Genomic DNA, 17,559 nt, shown 5'->3' with positions numbered 1-17,559 from the left:
TGCAAACGAGCGTGACAGTCCCTGCTAGCCCGTCGCCGCATCCAGCGCCCTGATCTCCGGCACGGAGGCGGTCCTTTCGCCGACGCGCTTCTCCAGCACGGCCATGAAGGCATCCCGCAGGGCCTCGGCCCCGGCGCGGTCCAGGCACTTCTCGTCGCCGACGTAGAGGAACTGCAGCTTCCCGTCCAGCGCGTGGGCGATGATGCCCAGGATGCGCGCGGAGAACGAGTGCACGTACAGGCGCAGACTTGTCACCCGGAGTGGCGCGTCCCCGTCGAGCAGCACCACGTTGCCCAGGTTGGAGAACGAGAACAGGTTCCAGTTCGCATTGCGGCTCACGGCATCGCCCAGGCGGACGATCGAGCGCAGTTTGCCGGGCGAAGGCGACCGGATCATCTCGCAGAACCGGTATTTCTGCGGAATCTCGGCGATGTCGCGGTCGATCTTCAGCCGGATCTCGCGGTTCAACTCGCGGGCGGCGGCCCAGAAGTCGCTCCCGGCATCGCGCCGGGCCGCGATCCTGAAGCTGCCGCCGCCGAAGAACAGCATGTCGGCCTTCAGCGCGGGCAGCCGCCCGCGCCTGGCGTCCACCGGGCTCTCGATCCGGTCGGGCGCCCGCCTGCCGAGCGTGGACCCGAGCGCCTCGCACAGCGCCATGAGCAGCGCGCTGTGCATCGACACCCGCTCGTCCCTGCAGCGCTGCACGAGCGCCGCCGACAGCGCCTCGTCCGCCTGCCATTGCAGATAGAACGCCCGGTTCTCCAGCGGGCGCCGCGAGGACGGCAGCAGCGCGAACAGCGCGTTGACCGCACCGGCGGCCAGCCTTTGCCTCCACATGCCCTTGCCGGCGCTCCCGGCGATGACGTCCTGCACGGTGACCGGCGGGTACGCCACCAGCCGCTCTTCGCCGCACAGCCCCCGCAGCAGCTCCCTGACGACGATGAGCACGCCCATGCCGTCGCAAATGCGGTGCGCGGCCGTCACCACCAACTCGTGCCTCTCCTCCGAGCGCATCCACACCACCCGCAGCTGCGGCTGGCCCGGCCCGAACGGGGCGGCCACCTCGACGAGGGCTTCCCGGCTGCAGTCGGCATCGGAAGTTCTGTCGACGACGCGCAGCGGAATCTCGGGCGCCGCGTCCATCTCGTAGACCGGCACGCCGGCCTCCTCGCGCATCAGCATTCGCAACGCCGGATGCTTGCGCTGCACCGCCGCCAGCGCCCGCCGCAGGCACGCCGGCGCGATACTGCCTTCCACGCCGACGATGAAGGCGATGTTGCCGTCGATCAGGCGCTCGAGCGTGGACAGCTTCCGCTTCATGGCGCGTCCTGCCCGACCGCCGCCGACGGCCTGCCGGCCGCATCCGTCCCGTTCCGCGCCGGCCCCTTGCAGTAGGCCGCGATCCGCGGATGCCGGTCCTCGAACGCGCCGAGCCTGCCGCGCAGTCCGTCCAGGTATCCGGTCGCGATGGCCGCCAGCTTGCGGCGCTTGTCCGGCTCGAACAGCAGCACGCAGAACGCCTGGTGGAGCGCCAGCGGGCCGCTGATCCAGTGCAGGCGCCAGCGGTCCCGGTACAACCCGAGCGCATGCACCGCGTTGCGCGCGCCGTAGTAGCGCCGCCATGCCGGATGGTGGGTGGTGAACAGCCTGCCGTGCCTGACGATGTGTCCGGTGGTCTGGCGCATGGTGACGGCCGCGTTCATGTAGACCGGCACCCCCCGGCTGGACGCACGCAGGCCGTATTCGATGTCGACGTACTCGATGAAATAGTCCTCCCGGAAGGCGCCGAGCCTGCGGTAGGCCGCGGCCGAGAGCGCCGAGCCGGAGGAGATCACGAACAGCGTGGGAAACAGGCCGTCGTCGATGTCGTCGATCCGCCTGGGCCTGGGAAAGCGCCTGCCCGGCGGGATCGCCGGCATGCAGCGGCCCAGGTTGATCTCATGGATCTTCGGTCCGACCAGGAAAGACTCGGTGCCGAGCGATGCGCAGGCCCGCAGCATGCCGTCGAAGAACGACGCCTCGATCTCGGAATCCTGGTCGAGCAGGAAGATCACCTCGCAGCCGCGGGACAGCAGCAATTCGGCACCGCGGTTGTACGCGCCGGCCAGCCCGCCCCGGTTGCGGTTGAACAGCACCGTCGTGCCGTCGACCTGGCGCAGCCGCTCGTGCAGTGCGCGGTCCGCCGCGGGCGAATTGTCCACGGCGACGACGTGGCGGCACAGCGCCTGCGCCTTGCGCAGGTTGTCCAGGAACGCCGCGGTCGGACGATAGAGCACGAAGACCAGCCCGAAATCGCTCATGTCGCGTCCGCCTGGGGCGACGCCGGCGCATGGCCGGCCCGTGCCTCGGCGTCCTCCGGCAACCGCGCATGCGCCCGCAGCAGGCGCAGCGACGTTTCCCGGATCGCCATCGCCTGCGCCCTGGGCAGCGACACCTCGTCCGAGGTGAGCGCGAACTCCAGGCGGCCGGCGAAGCCGAGGACGACCAGCAGGTTGGCCGGGGTCGGTTGCAGCGTCGCCGACGGGCTGTGGACGGCTTCGATGCGGAACTCCCGGTAGTCCTCCGGCAGGTCCAGCCTGCCGAGCCAGGACAGGGTGACGTTCCTCCCAGACCGCCGGCTCCTGGAATGGGCGATGAGCCGATCGAACAGCGCGTGCAGATGCTCCATGCCCAGCAGGTTGCGGTGGACGCCGGCGCCGAGCCGGCCGATCCGCCGGTCGAGGTCGCGCCTGAGCGTGCGCGCCAGGGTCCAGAACCCGGTCTCCGACGTCCGCTCCGGATGCGGGACGCGGGGCGACAGCGCGACCGTCGGCGCCATCGCGAACAGGTGGTCGTCGGCCAGTTTCGGCAGGAACCTGCGCGCGTCCACCGGCACCATGAACCTGCCGGCGCCCTTCGTGCCGCGCACGGCGCGGAAGCCCAGCACCGATGCTGCGGCGAGCGCGTTGAACACCGTCACGCCCTCGCGCTCGCAACGCCGGGCCAGGCGGAGCGATGCCGGCTGGTCGAGCGTCCAGTGGATCGAATACACGTCGCCATAGGTCAGCTCGGGCCCCGGGCGGCGGATCCGCACCAGCCATCCGAACAGCCCGGCCATCCAGCGGCTGCGCCGGCGCAGGCCCCGGTCGCCGAGCACCGCGTCGGGCAGCAGGCGCTCGGCCGGATCGAGCGACCGATAGCCGCCGATGTCGAGGTCGGGCCGGTCGCACAGCGCCAGGATCTCGCGCAGCAGGGTGACGATCGAGCGGCCGTCGCAGATGCAGTGATGGCAGACCAGCAGCAGCTCGCCGGCGCCCTCTCCGCGTAGCCACACCGCCCGCACCAGCGGCTCGCGGCTGCCGTCGAACCGCTGCCGGCGCTCGTGCGCGCTCTGCCGCCGCCAATCGTCGTCGCCCGTCCGCGCGACGACCCGCAACGGGATCGGCGCCGGCCGCGGCAGCAGCCGGAACCAGGGGCGGCCGTCCCGCTGCACGATCGCGCAGCGCAGCAGCGGGTGCTTGTCCTGCACGCGCGCAAGCGCATGCCGCAGTCGTTCCGGCGGCAGCCGTCCGCGGATCCCGGCCACGAACACGATGTTGACCGGCCGCGTCCCGTCCAGGTAGAGCCCGCGCTCGAACAGCGTCAGCGGCCGCTCCGCGCTCATGCCGCACCGCGCAGCGGCTGCGCGGCCGGGACCGGTGCCTCGCTCGCGGGCAACAGTCCCCAGGTCCGCAGCCAGCGCAGCGCCTCGCCGACGCCGTCCTCCGACCGCACCCGACCGCCGAGTTCCGCCGCCGCCCGTCGCATCGGCGCCTGCTGCGTCGCCAGCAGGGCCGCGGCCAGGTCCCCGGCATGCAGACGCTTCCGGTCCAGCGCGGCCGGCGCGACTTCCAGCCGCTGCAGGCGGCGCCCCCAGAACGGCTGGTCGCCGTAGAACGGCACCGCCACCGAAGGAATGCCCGCGCGCACCGCCGCGGCGGTGGTGCCGGCGCCGCCGTGGTGCACGGCCGCCGACATGCGCGGGAACAATCGATCGTGCGGCGCGTGGCGGATGAAGAAGGTGCGCTCGTCCAGCGCGCCCTCGGCGTGGTCCAGGCCGCCCCAGCCGGTGGCCAGCACCGCCCGCAGCCCGCTCCTGCGCACGCCCTCGAGCACGGTCCGGGTGAACTCCCCGGCATCGCCGCTGACCATGCTGCCGAAGCCGACGTAGACCGGCTTCGGGCCCGCATCGAGAAACGCCTCCAGCTCCCGCGGCGGTGCCCAGTCCGCCTGGTCGAGGAACCAGTAGCCCGCCACCTGCGCCGTCTCCGGCCAGTCCGCCGGCCGTGCCAGCACGTGGCGGCTGAAGCCGTAGACGACCCGGTTGTCCTCGCCGGCCTTGCCGAAGTACGGCCCGTGCCAGGGATACCTGCGCAGGCCCAGCTGCGGACGCACGATGTCGTTGATGGCCGGCTTCATGACGTACCACACCAGCAGCCGCAGCAGGTGGTAGGCGCCCATGTTCAGCGCCGGCGGCAGCGTGCCGCCACGGCCGGCCAGCACCATCGGCGACAGCAGCCGCGACGGCGTGAGCGGCTGCAGCTGCGCGCCGACGAAAGGGATGCCGCGCGCCTGCGCCAGCGACTTGGCCAGCAGCGTGCTGTTGCCCACCCCGACCAGCAGGCCGGCACCATCGCTGGCCGCCAGGCCTTCGTCGACCCAGTTGGCGGCCCAGCCGGCGTAGCGCTCGCGGAAGATCCGCGCCATGGCGCGCATGTCCAGGCCCTTGTCGGCGATGCCGCGGTCGGCCTCCAGCATCGCCTGGAAATCGCTGGTCAGGGGAAAGAAGTCCAGCCCGGCCGAGCGCACCAGCGAGGCGAAGTTGTCGCTGGTGACGATCCGCACCGGATAGCCGGCACGCCGCAGTCCCCGCCCCAGCGCCACGCAGGGACGAATGTCGCCCTGCGTACCGATGGTGAAGATCGCGATCGGGGCGCGCCCGGTCATGGGCGGCCTGCCAAGCAGGCTTCGGACGTTGGCGTCGTCCGGCGCAAGCCACAGCAAAAGCAAGTCGCTACGCGATTCCCGGCCCTCGCGCAACGCGCGAGGGCGCTCAAGCCGCCGCAAGCCTGCGGCTTGCAAGCGGTGGCTTTCGTTCCCTTCGATCCTCCTTTTTCAAAGGCGGAGAACGGGCCCGGAACATGCAGAGAGGCTTCGGAGGTCATCGAAGGGACTGTCGATACAGCCTCAGCAAGACACCGCCGCCTGCGGCAGTTCGTCCGGCGACGGCGCCTGACGCGCCAGCCTGCGCTGCAGGACGCGCGCGATCTGTGCGGCCGCCCGCGGCTCCAGCATGGCCTGGTGATGGCTGTCGACGTCGTGCACCTCCAGTTCGCCGGCTACGTACGGCCGCCAGGCGGCGGAGTGGTAGTGCAGGACGCCGTCGAGGTCGACGCGCTCCTTGACCGCGGCGTTGAAGAACAGCAGGTCGGCGTCGATGCGGGCGGGACGGTAGCGGCGCGCGAGCTCCAGGTTGCGTTGCGTCACCCGGGCGACGTTGCCGACCAGGTCGATCCCGTCCTGCATCATCCTGCGCACCAGCGGCATCGAGAAGACCTCGTACTCGCGGCACAGCAGTTCGGTCAATGCCCGCATGTCGCGCGGCGGACCCTCGCCGGCGCGGCGATGGAAGCCGAGGAACCTGAGCGCGGCCTGCGCCTGCGCGGCCTCGTCCGGGTACTCGCCCGTGGCCGCGAGGAAGGGATAGGCGTCCATCATCGCCAGCAGTTCGATTCGCTCGCCCTGCGCCAGCAGCCGTGCGGCCACCGCATGCCCGACCAGGCCGCCGAGCGACCAGCCCAACAGGCGGTATGGACCTTCCGGCTGCACCTGCCGTATCTGCACCAGACAGTCGGCCGCCACCGCTTCCAGGCTGTCGCTCAGTTCGCCGCCGCCGCGCAACCCGGCCGACTGCAGCGCATAGACCGGCAGCGCCTCGTCGAGATGCCGCAGCAGGCCGGCGAACGACCAGCCGAACCCCGTCGCCGGCGGCAGGCAGAACAGCGGCCGCGGCCCGCCGCGGCCATGCGTCGGCCGCAACGGCAGCAGCAGGCCGAGCGGATCGCCGCCACTGCCGGCGCGTTCGAGCTGCGCCGCCAGTCCGGCCACGGTCGCGGCCTCGAACAGGCTGCCCAGCGGCAGTTCCATCGCGAAGTGACGGGGAAAGCCCGCCATCAGCTCCGCGGCGCCCAGCGAGTCGCCGCCCAGTTCGAAGAAGTTGTCGTGGATGCCGACGCGCTCCACGCCGAGCACCTCCTGCCACAGCGCCACCAGCTTGCATTCGATGTCGGTGGTCGGCGGTGCGTAGGCGGCGGTGCGGCGGCGATCGGGCAGCGGCAGTGCCCTGCGATCGAGCTTGCCACTCGGCGTCAGCGGCAGCGCGGGCAGCACCATGTAGTGCACCGGCAGCATGCAGTCGGGCAGCCGGGCGGCCAGGTGGCTGCGGACCGAGTCGATCCGCGGCGTCTCGCCCCCGGCACCGACCAGGTAGGCGACCAGCGCCGTATCGCCCTGTTCGTTGCGCTGCGGCACCACGGCCGCTTCCGCCACTTCCGCGTGCCGTATCAGGTGGGCCTCGATCTCGCCCGGTTCCACGCGGTGCCCGCGGATCTTGAGCTGCTGGTCGACGCGGCCGAGAAACTCCAGCACGCCGTCCTCGCGCCAGCGCGCCAGGTCGCCGGTGCGGTACATGTGGCCGCCTTCGTCGGAAAACGGATCGTCGACGAAGCACCGGGCGGTGAGGTCCGGCCGGTGCCGGTATCCTCGGGCAACGCCGGCACCGGCGATGTACAACTCGCCGGTGCAGCCGGTAGGCATCGGATTGAGCGCGGCGTCGAGGACGTAGGTGTGAGTGTTCCGCAGCGGGCGGCCGATCGGCGGCGGCGCGTCACCGGCGGCATCGAGCGCGCCCCGGTCGAGCGGCATCGCCGTCGACCACACCGTGGTTTCGGTGGGGCCGTAGAGATTGGTGACGCGGGCGGCCAGCCGCACCAGCTTCCGGGCCAGGTCCGTCGGCAGCGCCTCGCCGCCGACCAGCGCGTGCACGCCGCTCAACTGCGTTTCCGCGCTGGCGAGCAGGACCCGCCACAGCGACGGCGTCGCCTGCATCACGCTGATGCGCCGATCGCGGATCAACCGCGCCAGCGCCGGCGGGTTGTGCACGACGTCGCTGGCGGCCACCACGACCTGCGCGCCGACGGTCAGCGGCAGGAACAGCTCCAGGCCGGCGATGTCGAAGGCCAGCGTGGTCTGGGCCAGGAAGCAGTCGCCGGCGCCTGGCGACAGCTGCCGCTGCATCGCCAGCAGGAAGTTGCCGAAGCTGCCGTGACCGACCTCCACGCCCTTGGGCACCCCGGTCGAACCGGAGGTGAAGATGACGTAGGCGAGATCGTCTGCGCCCGGCCGCGCGATCGGCGGCGCCGCATCCGCATCCGCATCCGCATCGACGCCTTCTGCCGCGGGCAGCACCAGCGCACGCGGGCCGAAACCGGCGGCGTATGCGGCGATCGTCAATATCGCCCGCGGCGCGGCGAGGTCGATCAGCTGCCGGATTCTTTCGCGCGGCGCGTCCGGATCCAGCGGCAGGTAGGCGGCGCCGGCCTTCCAGATCGCCAGCAGTGCCGCCGGCAGCCGCTCGTCGCGCGGCAGCGCCACGGCGACCAGGTCGCCGGCGCGAATGCCGCGTGCGACCAGCTGCCGCGCCTGCCGGGTGCTGAGCGCGTCCAGCTCGCGATAACTCAACGTTTGCTCGCCGAAGGCGACTGCCGGCGCATCCGGCATCCGCGCCGCCTGGCGTGCGAACAGATGTAGCGGCAGCGACGCCTCCGCCGTGGCTTCGGCGGTGTCGTTCCATTGCGTCAGCAGCCGCGTACGCTCGCGCGCGCCCAGCACGTCGATGGCGCCGAGCGCCACGCCAGGATCGGTCGACACCTGCTCGATCAGCAGGAACAGGCGACGGCGGTGTTCGTCCAGCTCGTCCGCGGCGTACAGGGTGGGATTGGCGTCGAAGTCGAAGGCCAGGCCCTGGTCGTTGGCGCGGTCGTAGACGAAGATCGTCAGGTCCTCGGCCGAGCCGTTGTACAGGTTCTCCCCGATCGCCGGATGGCCGCCGAAGCTGACGTACTCGAAGGGTTCGATGTTCACGCCGAGCCAGGCGATGTGGCGGTCGGGGCTCAGCAGGCCGAGGTCGCGACGCAGGTCCTCGAAGCGGTACTGCTGGTGGCGCAGCGCCGAACGCACCACCCGCGCGACCTGCGCGAACAGCTCGGGCATGGTCATGTCCGGTGTCATCGACAGGCGGATGGTCACCGCATTGGCCACCATGCCCGGCGTGGCGCGCAGCTCGCGGCTGACGCGGCCGGTCACCGGCATTCCGAAGACCAGGTCGCCGGCGCCGGTGGCGCGATGGTAGTACGCGGCGATCAATGCAATCAGCACCTGCGGCAGGCTGACGCCGCATTGTGCGGCGACGGCTCGCAGCCGCGCCGTACTCGCCGGACACAGCGTGCCGGTGCTGCGGCGCAGGCCGCCCGGGTTGCGGACCCGGCGCCGGGCCAGCGACACCGCGTCCGGCAGGTCCGCCAACCGCTCCAGCCAGTAGGCGCGATCGCGTTCGTAGCGCGGCGAACCCCGGTAGGCGGCCTCGGCCTCGACCAGTGCGTGCAGATTGCCGAATCCGGACGGTGCCGGTTCCCTGTCTTCGACCAGGGCGGTGTACAGCTCCGCCAGCCGCCGCGCCGCCATGCCGCCGCTGTAGCCGTCGTAGACCACGTGGTGGGCACGGTGGTACCAGAGCGAGGCGTCCTCGGCGAGCCGGATCAGCGCACCGACCCACAGCGGGTCGCGCGCCAGATCCACCGGCCTGTGGATCTCGTCCATCATCCAGCGCCGCGCGCTCGCGCGCGGGTCCGGCTCGCCGCTGAAATCCAGGAACGGGAAATCGCCGCCGTACTCGGGCCGCAACACTTGTCGCGGCAAGCCCGATTCCTCGACGATGTTCACGCGTGCGGTCTCCATCTCGCACGTGAGCCGGTGCAGCGCGCGCCGGAACAGCGCCGGGTCCACCGACCCGCGGATCTCGATCGCCTCGGCGATATTCATGACCGCCTCGGCACCGCCGATCTTGTGGCCGACCCACAGGCCGCGTTGAGCGGTGGTGAGGGGAAGGATGGTCGTGGACGCCTCGTTCATCGCAAATCGCTCCTTCGACGGGCCGTGCAGACCGCGGTATCCAGAAAGCTTGCCGTTCGCGCGGCGCCTGGTCTGCGGCATCTGTTTCGCTCGGACGGCAGACTCCCCTTCCGCCGCTTCCTGCACTGCACTGCCGCCCCGATGGAGCGAGGCAAGGAGATCCGCCCGCACCGATCCGCGGCCGCCAAAGCAGCTCATGAATATCGGTGCTGTCGATCGAAACGGGGAGGAAGAAAATCGCAGGCGTTCTTCAGTCGAACGCTTTTCGATTCCCCGTGATCGAATATCCACAATCCATTTTTGAATGTCCATGCACGCGCTGAGAAGCGGGTCACAAGTCAAATGAATCGACCCCTCGAGATGAGAACGCTGAGAAGCGGGTCACAAGTCAAATCCGTGTCATCTGTCGACGCCGGTGCGATTTTTTTGGCCCGATACTCCTTGCAATCGGTTTCCGAAGAAAATATCGGCGTGCGTTCGGGGATATCGGAGATACTCGCCGGCGCCGCCGCAACCGGATCCGTTTCGCCAATGCGGAGAACAGCTGTCCGCTCGTGCCGGGAACGGCCCGGCCGACGGGGTGATTTTCGCAATCGGGCCCGGAAACGAGTGCAGCGATCGCGCGAGCCGCGATTTCCGTGCGCACAAATGCAGGACGCCGGCGCGAGGCCGGCGTCCCGTTCCGATCCGCGATGGTCGCCGGGCCTATGCGGCCTTCGACCACTCGCCCAGCGCGGCCAGGCCGTTGTCCCTGGCACGGGCGTAGACGGTCTCCTGCGCCCTGGCGACGTTGTTGACCAGGTCCTCGGACCACAGCTTCAGCGCCGCCTGCTGCATCGCGCGCCCGTAGGAGAACGACAGCGGCCACGGGTGCGGACCCATGCGGTTCATCGCGTCCAGGTGCGCGGTGGCGTCCTCGTCGGACTGGCCGCCGGACAGGAACACGATGCCCGGCAGGATCGCCGGCACCGCCGACTTCAGGCACATCAGCGTCGAAGCCGCAACTTCCTCCACGGCGACCTGCTCGCCGCTGGACTTGCCCGGCAGCACCATCGAGGCCTTCAGGATCGTGCCCTCGAGCATCACGTTGTGGTTGTAGAGCGCATCGAACAGCGAGCGCAAGGTGACCTCGGTGACCTCATAGCAGGTCTCGATGTCGTGGCTGCCGTCCATCAGCACCTCCGGCTCGACCATCGGCACCAGGCCGTTCTCCTGGCACAGCGCGGCATAGCGCGCCAGCGCGTGGCTGTTGGCCTCGATGCAGGTGCCGGAGGGGATGTCGTCGCCGATGTTGATCACCGCACGCCATTTGGCGAAGCGCGCGCCGAGCTTGTAGTACTCCTTGAGCCGGTCGCGCAGCCCGTCCAGGCCCTCGGTGACCACCTCGCCCGGAAAACCGGCCAGCGGATGCGTGCTCTTGTCGACCTTGATGCCGGGGATGATGCCGTTGTCGGCCATGACCTTGGTGAAGGGCACGCCGTCGCGGGTCGACTGGCGGATGGTCTCGTCGTAGAGGATCGCGCCGCTGATGTATTCGCCCAGGTTCGGCGTGGTCAGCAGCAGCTCGCGGTAGGCGCGGCGGTTCTCCTCGTTGTTCGGGATGCCGACGCCGTCGAAACGCTTGGCGATCGTGCCGGTGGACTCGTCGATGGCGATGATGCCCTTGCCCGCGGCAACCATGGCCTGGGCGGTTTCTGCAAGCTGTTCGATGCTCATGTCGTGTCGGTCTGCCTGGCTGCGGGAGACGCCGAGTATAGCCCGGCGGCTCGTTCGGCCGCCGTCATCGTGGCGGGAAAAACACGCAAAAATCGGCGCCATCGGCGTCCGCGGGAGCGAACCGCCGCGGCCGGATGATGGGCTGCCTGATCCAGGGCGTCACACGCCTGCGCAACGCAATTTTGCGCGTTGGCGCATCCCTTCCCCCGCCGGGGGCGGGCCGTCCGCCTGGCTAGAGCTCGCCCAGCCCCTCGGCGCGGCCGTCGCTGCCGACCTCCAGCAGCCGCAGCGTGTTGGTGGCGCCATGGGTCTCCATGTGCTCGCCGCTGGTGAAGACCACGCGCTCGCCGGAGGACAGCAGCCCGGACTGGACCAGCGTGCCGACGCTGCCGCGCGCGGCTTCGCGCGGGGTCTGGCCGCGGCTGTCGTAGTCGATCGGGAACACGCCGCGCATCAGCGCCATGCGCCGGCGCGCGCCGGCGTGGCGGGAGAACGCATAGATCGGCGCGCTGGCACGGAAGCGCGACAGGTAGCGCGCGGTTCCGCCGGATTCGGTCATCGCCACGATCGCACGCACGCCGATGTGCTCGGCGAGGAACATTGCCGCCATCGCGATCGCCTGGTCGGCACGCTCGAGGTCGCGTGGCGCCGCCTCGAAATCGGTGTCGGCCTCGAACTGCTTCTCGGCGCCGACGCAGATGCGCGCCATCGCCTCGATCGCGCGCACGGGATAATTGCCCGCGGCCGATTCGGCCGAAAGCATCACCACATCGGTGCCGTCGATGACGGCGTTGGCGACGTCCAGCACTTCCGCACGGGTGGGGATCGGGCTGTCGACCATCGACTGCAGCATCTGCGTGGCGGTGATCACCACCTTGTTCTGCGCCACCGCCTCGCGGATGATCTTCTTCTGCAGGCCGGGCAGCTCGGCGTCGCCGATCTCCACGCCGAGGTCGCCGCGCGCGACCATGACCACGTCGCTGGCGTCGACGATCTCCTCGAGATTCTCGATCGCCTCGGCGCGCTCGATCTTCGACACCAGGGCGGCATCGGAGCCGGCGGCGCGGGCCAATTGCCGCGCCTCGTTCATGTCGGCGGCGTTGCGGCAGAACGAGACGGCGATGAAATCCACGTCCATCTCGGCGGCCACGGCGATCAGGCCGCGGTCGTGATCGGTCAGCGCCCCCAGCGACAGGCCGCCGCCGAGCCGGTTCAGGCCCTTGCGGTCCGACAGCGTGCTGTCGTTGAGCACGCTGGTGACGATGCGCTCGCCTTCGATCGATTCGACCTTGAGCTGCACCACGCCGTCGTCGAGCAGCAGCACATCGCCGGCGCGCACGTCCTTCGGCAGGCCGAGATAGCTGACCCCGACCTCGCGTTCGTTCCCGGGCGGCGCGTCCGCGCGCGCGACCAGATCGAAGCGCTCGCCGGTGCGCAGCTGCACCTTGCCTTCGGCGAACCGCTCGATGCGGATCTTCGGGCCCGGCAGGTCGGCAAGGATCCCGACCTCCACCCCGACCCGCCGCGCCGCCTCGCGCACCGCCTGCGCCCGCGCCTTCTGCGAGGCCGGATCGCCGTGCGAGAAGTTCAGGCGCACCGCGTCCACCCCCGCGCGCAGCAGCGCATCGAGGACGCCGGGGGGGTCGGTGGCTGGCCCCAGGGTGGCGAGAATGCGGGTGCGGCGCTGGTATTCGGTCACGTCAGGTCCCCTTCGGCAAGCTGGGAAAACTAGCATAAAGCAGCCTCCGACCGACGGCGCCGCAATGGCGGTCGTCATGCATCCGCAACAATGTCCACAGGTCATCCGCGCGAAAATCGGCTACGGTCCGTGCCGGGACCCCGACCCGCAGGCAGATGCTCGCCATCGCCGGGCTGAAGGCGAAGGACATCATGGGCTTCTGCCTGATCCATCGGATTGGGGTTGCTGCTGCTGTAAACGCATCGCAGGACGGAACGGACATGATCGAAGAACGATCTCCCTTGCCGACGCTGCAGGGCCAGCGGATCCATCTGCGCCCGCATCGCGAGGACGACCTGTCCGCGTTCTTTGCGCTGTATTCCGATCCCAAGGTGATGCGCTACTGGAGCTTCCCCGCCTGGACGGACATTGCGCAGGCGCGCGACCGGTTTTCTACCGCGTTGCTGCCTCCGGGCGCCAACGGCATTCATGCCTGGGCCGTGGCCGGCGCCGACGACGCCTTGATCGGCGGATTGACGCTGTTCTCGATCGACAGCTCGCAGCGCCGCGCCGAAATCGGCTACGCCCTCCAGTCCGCCCACTGGGGACGGGGCCACGCGCAGGAGGCCATGCGGCTGGCCCTCGACTACGCCTTCGGCGTGCTGCGGCTGCGCCGCATCGAGGCGGATATCGATCCGCGCAACCAAGGCTCGTGCAGGTTGGTGGAACGCATGGGCTTCGTGCGCGAAGGCCTGCTGCGCCAGCGCTGGCTGGTGGCCGGCGAGATCACCGATACGGCGTTCTACGGCCTGCTGCAGGAGGACTGGGACAGACACGCGCAGCGGGCGTGACCGGGGCGTTCATGCACGCGCCTCCAGCGCCGCCACCGCCGGCAGGGCCTTGCCCTCCAGGAACTCCAGGAAGGCGCCGCCGCCGGTGGAGATGTAGCCGATGTCCTCGGCGATGCCGTATTTCTCGACCGCGGCGAGGGTGTCGCCGCCGCCGGCGATCGAGAACGCCCTGGACGCGGCGATCGCCCGCGCCAGGGTTTCGGTGCCGTGGCCGAAGGCGTCGAACTCGAACACGCCGACGGGGCCGTTCCAGACCACGGTGCCGGCCTGCGCGACCATGCGGGCGTAGCGGTCGGCGGTGCGCGGACCGATGTCGAGGATCAGGTCGTCGTCGGCGACCTCGTCCACCGCCTTCACGCTCGCCTCCGCGTCGGGATGGAACTGCTTGGCCACCACCACGTCGTCCGGCATCGGGATCTCGGCGCCGCGGGACTTGGCGTCGGCCAGGATCTTGCGGGCCGTCTCCAGCAGGTCGGCCTCGTGCAGCGACTTGCCGACCGCCTTGCCCTCGGCGGCGAGGAAGGTGTTGGCGATGCCGCCGCCGACGATCAACTGGTCGACCTTGCCGACCAGGTTGCCCAACAGCTCCAGCTTGGTCGAGACCTTGCTGCCGGCGACGATCGCCAGCAGCGGTCGCGCCGGTTCGCCCAGCGCCTTGGCCAGGGCATCGAGTTCGGCCATCAGCAGCGGCCCGCCCGCGGCCTGCGCGGCGAAGCGGATCACGCCGTGGGTCGATGCCTGGGCACGGTGCGCGGTGCCGAACGCGTCCATCACGAACACGTCGCACAGCGCGGCGTACTTCTTCGCCAGCGCCTCGGCGTCGGCCTTCTCGCCGACGTTCATGCGGCAGTTCTCGAGCAGAACGATGTCGCCCGGCTTCGCCTCGACGCCATCGACCCAGTCGCGCACCAGCGGCACGTTCTTCCGCAGCAGCGCGGTGAGCCGTTCAGCCACCGGCTGCAGCGAGTTCTCCGCGCTCCACTCACCCTCCTTCGGCCGCCCGAGGTGGGACATCACCATCACCGCGGCCCCCTGCTCCAGCGCGCGCTTCAACGTCGGCAACGATGCGACGATGCGCTGTTCCGAGGTGATCCTGCCGTCTTCGATCGGCACGTTGAGGTCTTGCCTTATCAGCACGCGCTTGCCGGCGAGGTCGAGATCGGTCATGCGGACGATGGTCATGCGGGCTCCGGACGGACAGGACGAGGGCGTATTCTCGGCGGCCGTCGTTCCGCGGGCAAACGCGGGACGTTTTCTCCGGGCGCCCGAGGCCACCTGCCGCATCGCCGGCTGCCGGACGGACGTCATCGCGCTGGCACATCCTCCCGCGCTTTCGGCGGCGCGGGCGCGAAATAGCCCACCGCCATGCACAGCACGCCGTAGGCGATGAACGACAGGATCCCGGCGAGGTTGCCGAGGTGCTGGCGGTCCACCAGCACCAGCTTGGCCAGCACCACACCCATCAGCACCGCGCCGGCCAGCCACAGGCCGCGATCGCCGCGCCTGGAACCGGCGATCCACGCCGCCATGCCCAGCACGCTCCACAGCACCGTCAGGCAGGCCTGCGCGATCTGGTCGGGCCACAGCGCCTTCAGCGACCATGCCGTATCGGTCCAGTGGTGGACCGTCCGCAGCATTGCGAAGCTCAGCAGCGCGAGCAGCGCCAGGGCCGGCAGCATCCGCGCCCCGCGCGTCAGCAGCGCGGGAGCGTGCGGCGTCCGCAGCCATAGCGCCGCCAGGACCAGCGTCGCCAACTGCACCGCTTCCAGCGGATTGAGCAACGGCACCCACGGCAATGGCGCACTGACGCCGGGCTGGAACAGCGCGTCCAGCCACGCCAGCGCCAGGGCCGCAAAGACCACTCCCTGCAGCGGCGTGCGGCAGGCGTCGAAACCCGCGCCCAGCGGCCATCGCAGCCACGGCCAACGGAACAGGGAGATCGCGGCCATCGCCAGCCAGGGCAGCACGGTCGCCTCCCGCACCCAGCCATCCGCCAGTCCCGCCTGCCGGGCCAGGCCCGGATCGGTCAACAGCACCGGCCAGACCACCCACCACAGCAGTTGCGCCCAGGCGGCGAGCTGCCGCCCGCCTGCGCGCAGGCACCACAGGCTTCGCACTCCCAGCAGCGCGAACAGCGCCCATGCCCAGGCGCCGTCGCCGAACAATTCCGGCCGGGGTCCGAACGCCTGCAGCAGCGCGCCGGCGAAACCGGCGATGACGGTCAACATCAGTCCGCGCGCGGCCAGACGCCTGTCGGCTTCCGCCGCCAACCAGGCGGACACGGCCAGCAATGCCAGCCAGGCAGGCGGCTGCCAGGCAGCGGCGACGAAGCGATCGATCTCGGCGAGCGCGCTTCCGCACCACCACAGCAGTCCCCATAGATAGGCGACGCCCGCCGCCGCGCCTCGGCCGGAGCGGCGATACAGCCACGCACTGGCGAAGCCGGAAACCGCGACCAGCAATGCACTCAGGTAATCCGCATTGACGAACATCAGTTCGTCGCCGGTACACGTCCCGGGCAACCAGGCGCAGATCGTGTGCTCGGCCAGGGAGCCGAACAGCCCGTCCAGCATCCGTCCGACCCAGAGGTAGACGCCCGCCACCAGCTGCAGCCCCACTCCCGCGATCTGCGGCAGCCAGCGGCACTGGCGCAGCCCCAACCAGATCAGGGCGGCGCCTTCGAGCGCGAACAGGCAGACCGTGGCATGGGCGGAAAACGCCAGGGGGATGGCCAGGGTCGCGAATCCGACCGCCAGGATGGCGTGCGCCGTTCCCAGCATGCGATAGCGCATCGCGGGCAGCAGCCGCCATGCGAGCAGGGCGTACAGCAGCGCCAGTGCCAGCGCGCACAGGGCCAGCGGTGCCCGCGCGCCGTCGAGCAGGGCCGCCTGCAGCGAAAACGCGATCAGCGGCGTGCCGAAGACCAGGCTGCCGTCGATCCGGTCGTAGCGGTGTCCGGGCTGGCGTCGCAGATACAGGACGGGCAGCGCCAGATAGAAGGCGAAGAACAGCAGCAGGAACGGCTGCGTCGAGGCGAACTTGTCCGGATCGTATTGCAGCACGCCCCAGAGCACTCCAATGCCCCAGGTAAAAACGAAACCGAGCAGGTTGAGCATGCGCCACGCGCGCAGCCAGGCCATCGCCAGCACGCCGACATTGAGCAGCGCATAGTAGGAGAACAGCGCCACGTGGCTGCCGTCGCCGGTCGATAGCCAGATCGGCGCGAGGAACCCGGCCAAGGTACCGAAGATCGCCAGCGTCCCGGCATTCTGCAGCGTCGCCAGCACGCCCAGCGCCGCGACCAGCGCCACGCTCAGCGCGAAGGCGGGCACCGCCGGCATCAGCCCGTACAGCCGGAACGCCGCGAACACGGTCAGCAGCAGCACGCCGATCGCACCGCCCTGCAGCGTCAGCGCGAACACGCGACGGTGCGTGCGCTGCCGCCAGCCGAAGGCCAGCCCCGCCAACGCGGCCAACGCGACGCCGGCCAGGCGCCAGCCGATCGGCAACGTCAGCCATCCCTGGTCGCTGGCGTACTTGAGCAGCGCCGCGACGCCGGCCAGCAGCACCAGCATGCCGACCTTGGCGATCACGTTGCCGACGGTGAACCAGCGCACCAGCGCGCGGACGGCGGAGGCGAAGCGGTTCGGCACGTGCGGCGGCGCCTGGACGCGGGGCGATTCCGGCAACGGCGGCATGGGTGCGGCGCTGGGCGCAATCGCCCTTGCAGGAGAGGCTTCAGCCCCGTCCTGGGCCGAAGCGCCTTCGCCGGAGACGGATTCCGGCGCCGACGAAGCTCGGTCCGAGCGTCCCGCAGGACGCATTGCCTCCGGCCGTTCGGGCCGGACCGCCTGCATGCGCGCCACTTCGTCCTCCAAGTCGCTCATGCGGCGCTTCAACGCACCGATCGACGTCAGCGACACCACCAGCAGCACCGGCACAGCCAGCAGCGCCAGCGCAAGCATCACGATCAGCGCTTCCATGATCCGGCCATCTCCCCCATCGGCATCTCGTCACCATACCCGCGCCCGACCGGAAAAGATCAAGCCCCACCGGGGCGGGGTTTCGGGTAGCGCGACGAAACCGGGCAGGCGGGCGACGAAGCCG

At 70.3% G+C, this 17,559-nt stretch carries 10 protein-coding genes; 1 reads left to right on the top strand and 9 read right to left on the bottom strand.

All coding sequences use genetic code 11. From position 1 onward, the window contains the following. Positions 1 to 24: 24 nt before the first annotated feature. From AB5T46_RS02625 to pyk, 7 genes are all read right to left on the bottom strand, one after another. Positions 25 to 1,320, bottom strand: coding sequence for a condensation domain-containing protein (locus AB5T46_RS02625; RefSeq protein WP_370562262.1), 1,296 nt, complete (start codon positions 1,318 to 1,320; stop codon positions 25 to 27). Beyond that, positions 1,317 to 2,300, bottom strand: coding sequence for a glycosyltransferase (locus tag AB5T46_RS02620; protein ID WP_370562261.1), 984 nt, complete (start codon positions 2,298 to 2,300; stop codon positions 1,317 to 1,319). Before AB5T46_RS02620 ends, AB5T46_RS02625 begins: the two co-directional genes overlap by 4 nt. Beyond that, entirely contained in the window at positions 2,297 to 3,643 is a 1,347-nt protein-coding gene (locus AB5T46_RS02615; RefSeq protein ID WP_370562260.1) for a condensation domain-containing protein, read from the bottom strand. The genes AB5T46_RS02620 and AB5T46_RS02615 overlap by 4 nt, the downstream gene beginning before the upstream one ends. After that, positions 3,640 to 4,965, bottom strand: a complete 1,326-nt coding sequence (locus tag AB5T46_RS02610; RefSeq protein WP_370562258.1) for a glycosyltransferase — start codon at positions 4,963 to 4,965, stop codon at positions 3,640 to 3,642. The genes AB5T46_RS02615 and AB5T46_RS02610 overlap by 4 nt, the downstream gene beginning before the upstream one ends. Positions 4,966 to 5,205: 240 nt before the next feature. After that, on the bottom strand, positions 5,206 to 9,207 hold the full coding sequence (locus AB5T46_RS02605; RefSeq protein WP_370562257.1) for an amino acid adenylation domain-containing protein: 4,002 nt from the start codon (positions 9,205 to 9,207) through the stop codon (positions 5,206 to 5,208). 705 nt (positions 9,208 to 9,912) lie between these two features. Then, positions 9,913 to 10,923, bottom strand: a complete 1,011-nt coding sequence (locus AB5T46_RS02600; RefSeq protein WP_370562256.1) for a class I fructose-bisphosphate aldolase — start codon at positions 10,921 to 10,923, stop codon at positions 9,913 to 9,915. Between the two features lie 232 nt (positions 10,924 to 11,155). Continuing rightward, positions 11,156 to 12,622, bottom strand: coding sequence for a pyruvate kinase (pyk, locus tag AB5T46_RS02595; protein ID WP_370562255.1), 1,467 nt, complete (start codon positions 12,620 to 12,622; stop codon positions 11,156 to 11,158). Between the two features lie 155 nt (positions 12,623 to 12,777). Here pyk and AB5T46_RS02590 point away from each other — a divergent pair, with 155 nt between their 5' ends. Further along, positions 12,778 to 13,452 (top strand): GNAT family N-acetyltransferase, encoded by a 675-nt coding sequence (locus AB5T46_RS02590; protein WP_370562253.1) that lies wholly within the window; start codon positions 12,778 to 12,780, stop codon positions 13,450 to 13,452. A 9-nt stretch (positions 13,453 to 13,461) separates the two neighbouring features. Here AB5T46_RS02590 and AB5T46_RS02585 read toward each other — a convergent pair whose 3' ends face one another. Beyond that, a complete protein-coding gene (locus AB5T46_RS02585) occupies positions 13,462 to 14,634 on the bottom strand; it encodes a phosphoglycerate kinase (RefSeq protein WP_370562252.1) in 1,173 nt (390 codons plus the stop codon). 122 nt (positions 14,635 to 14,756) lie between these two features. Then, positions 14,757 to 17,435 (bottom strand): DUF2339 domain-containing protein, encoded by a 2,679-nt coding sequence (locus AB5T46_RS02580; protein WP_370562250.1) that lies wholly within the window; start codon positions 17,433 to 17,435, stop codon positions 14,757 to 14,759. Between the last annotated feature and the right edge of the window lie 124 nt (positions 17,436 to 17,559).

The sequence above is a fragment of the Luteimonas salinilitoris genome (assembly GCF_041300785.1).
In the GTDB taxonomy this organism is placed as follows: Bacteria; Pseudomonadota; Gammaproteobacteria; order Xanthomonadales; family Xanthomonadaceae; genus Luteimonas; species Luteimonas salinilitoris.
This window is presented reverse-complemented; position numbering and strand designations above follow the sequence as displayed.

Coding starts and splice junctions, on each gene's coding strand:
- AB5T46_RS02605 (WP_370562257.1), bottom strand. CDS start 9,207: ATGAACGAGGCGTCCACGACCATCCTTCCCCTCACCACCGCTCAACGC.
- AB5T46_RS02610 (WP_370562258.1), bottom strand. CDS start 4,965: ATGACCGGGCGCGCCCCGATCGCGATCTTCACCATCGGTACGCAGGGC.
- AB5T46_RS02600 (WP_370562256.1), bottom strand. CDS start 10,923: ATGAGCATCGAACAGCTTGCAGAAACCGCCCAGGCCATGGTTGCCGCG.
- AB5T46_RS02620 (WP_370562261.1), bottom strand. CDS start 2,300: ATGAGCGATTTCGGGCTGGTCTTCGTGCTCTATCGTCCGACCGCGGCG.
- AB5T46_RS02625 (WP_370562262.1), bottom strand. CDS start 1,320: ATGAAGCGGAAGCTGTCCACGCTCGAGCGCCTGATCGACGGCAACATC.
- AB5T46_RS02615 (WP_370562260.1), bottom strand. CDS start 3,643: ATGAGCGCGGAGCGGCCGCTGACGCTGTTCGAGCGCGGGCTCTACCTG.
- AB5T46_RS02585 (WP_370562252.1), bottom strand. CDS start 14,634: ATGACCATCGTCCGCATGACCGATCTCGACCTCGCCGGCAAGCGCGTG.
- AB5T46_RS02590 (WP_370562253.1), top strand. CDS start 12,778: ATGCTCGCCATCGCCGGGCTGAAGGCGAAGGACATCATGGGCTTCTGC.
- AB5T46_RS02580 (WP_370562250.1), bottom strand. CDS start 17,435: ATGGAAGCGCTGATCGTGATGCTTGCGCTGGCGCTGCTGGCTGTGCCG.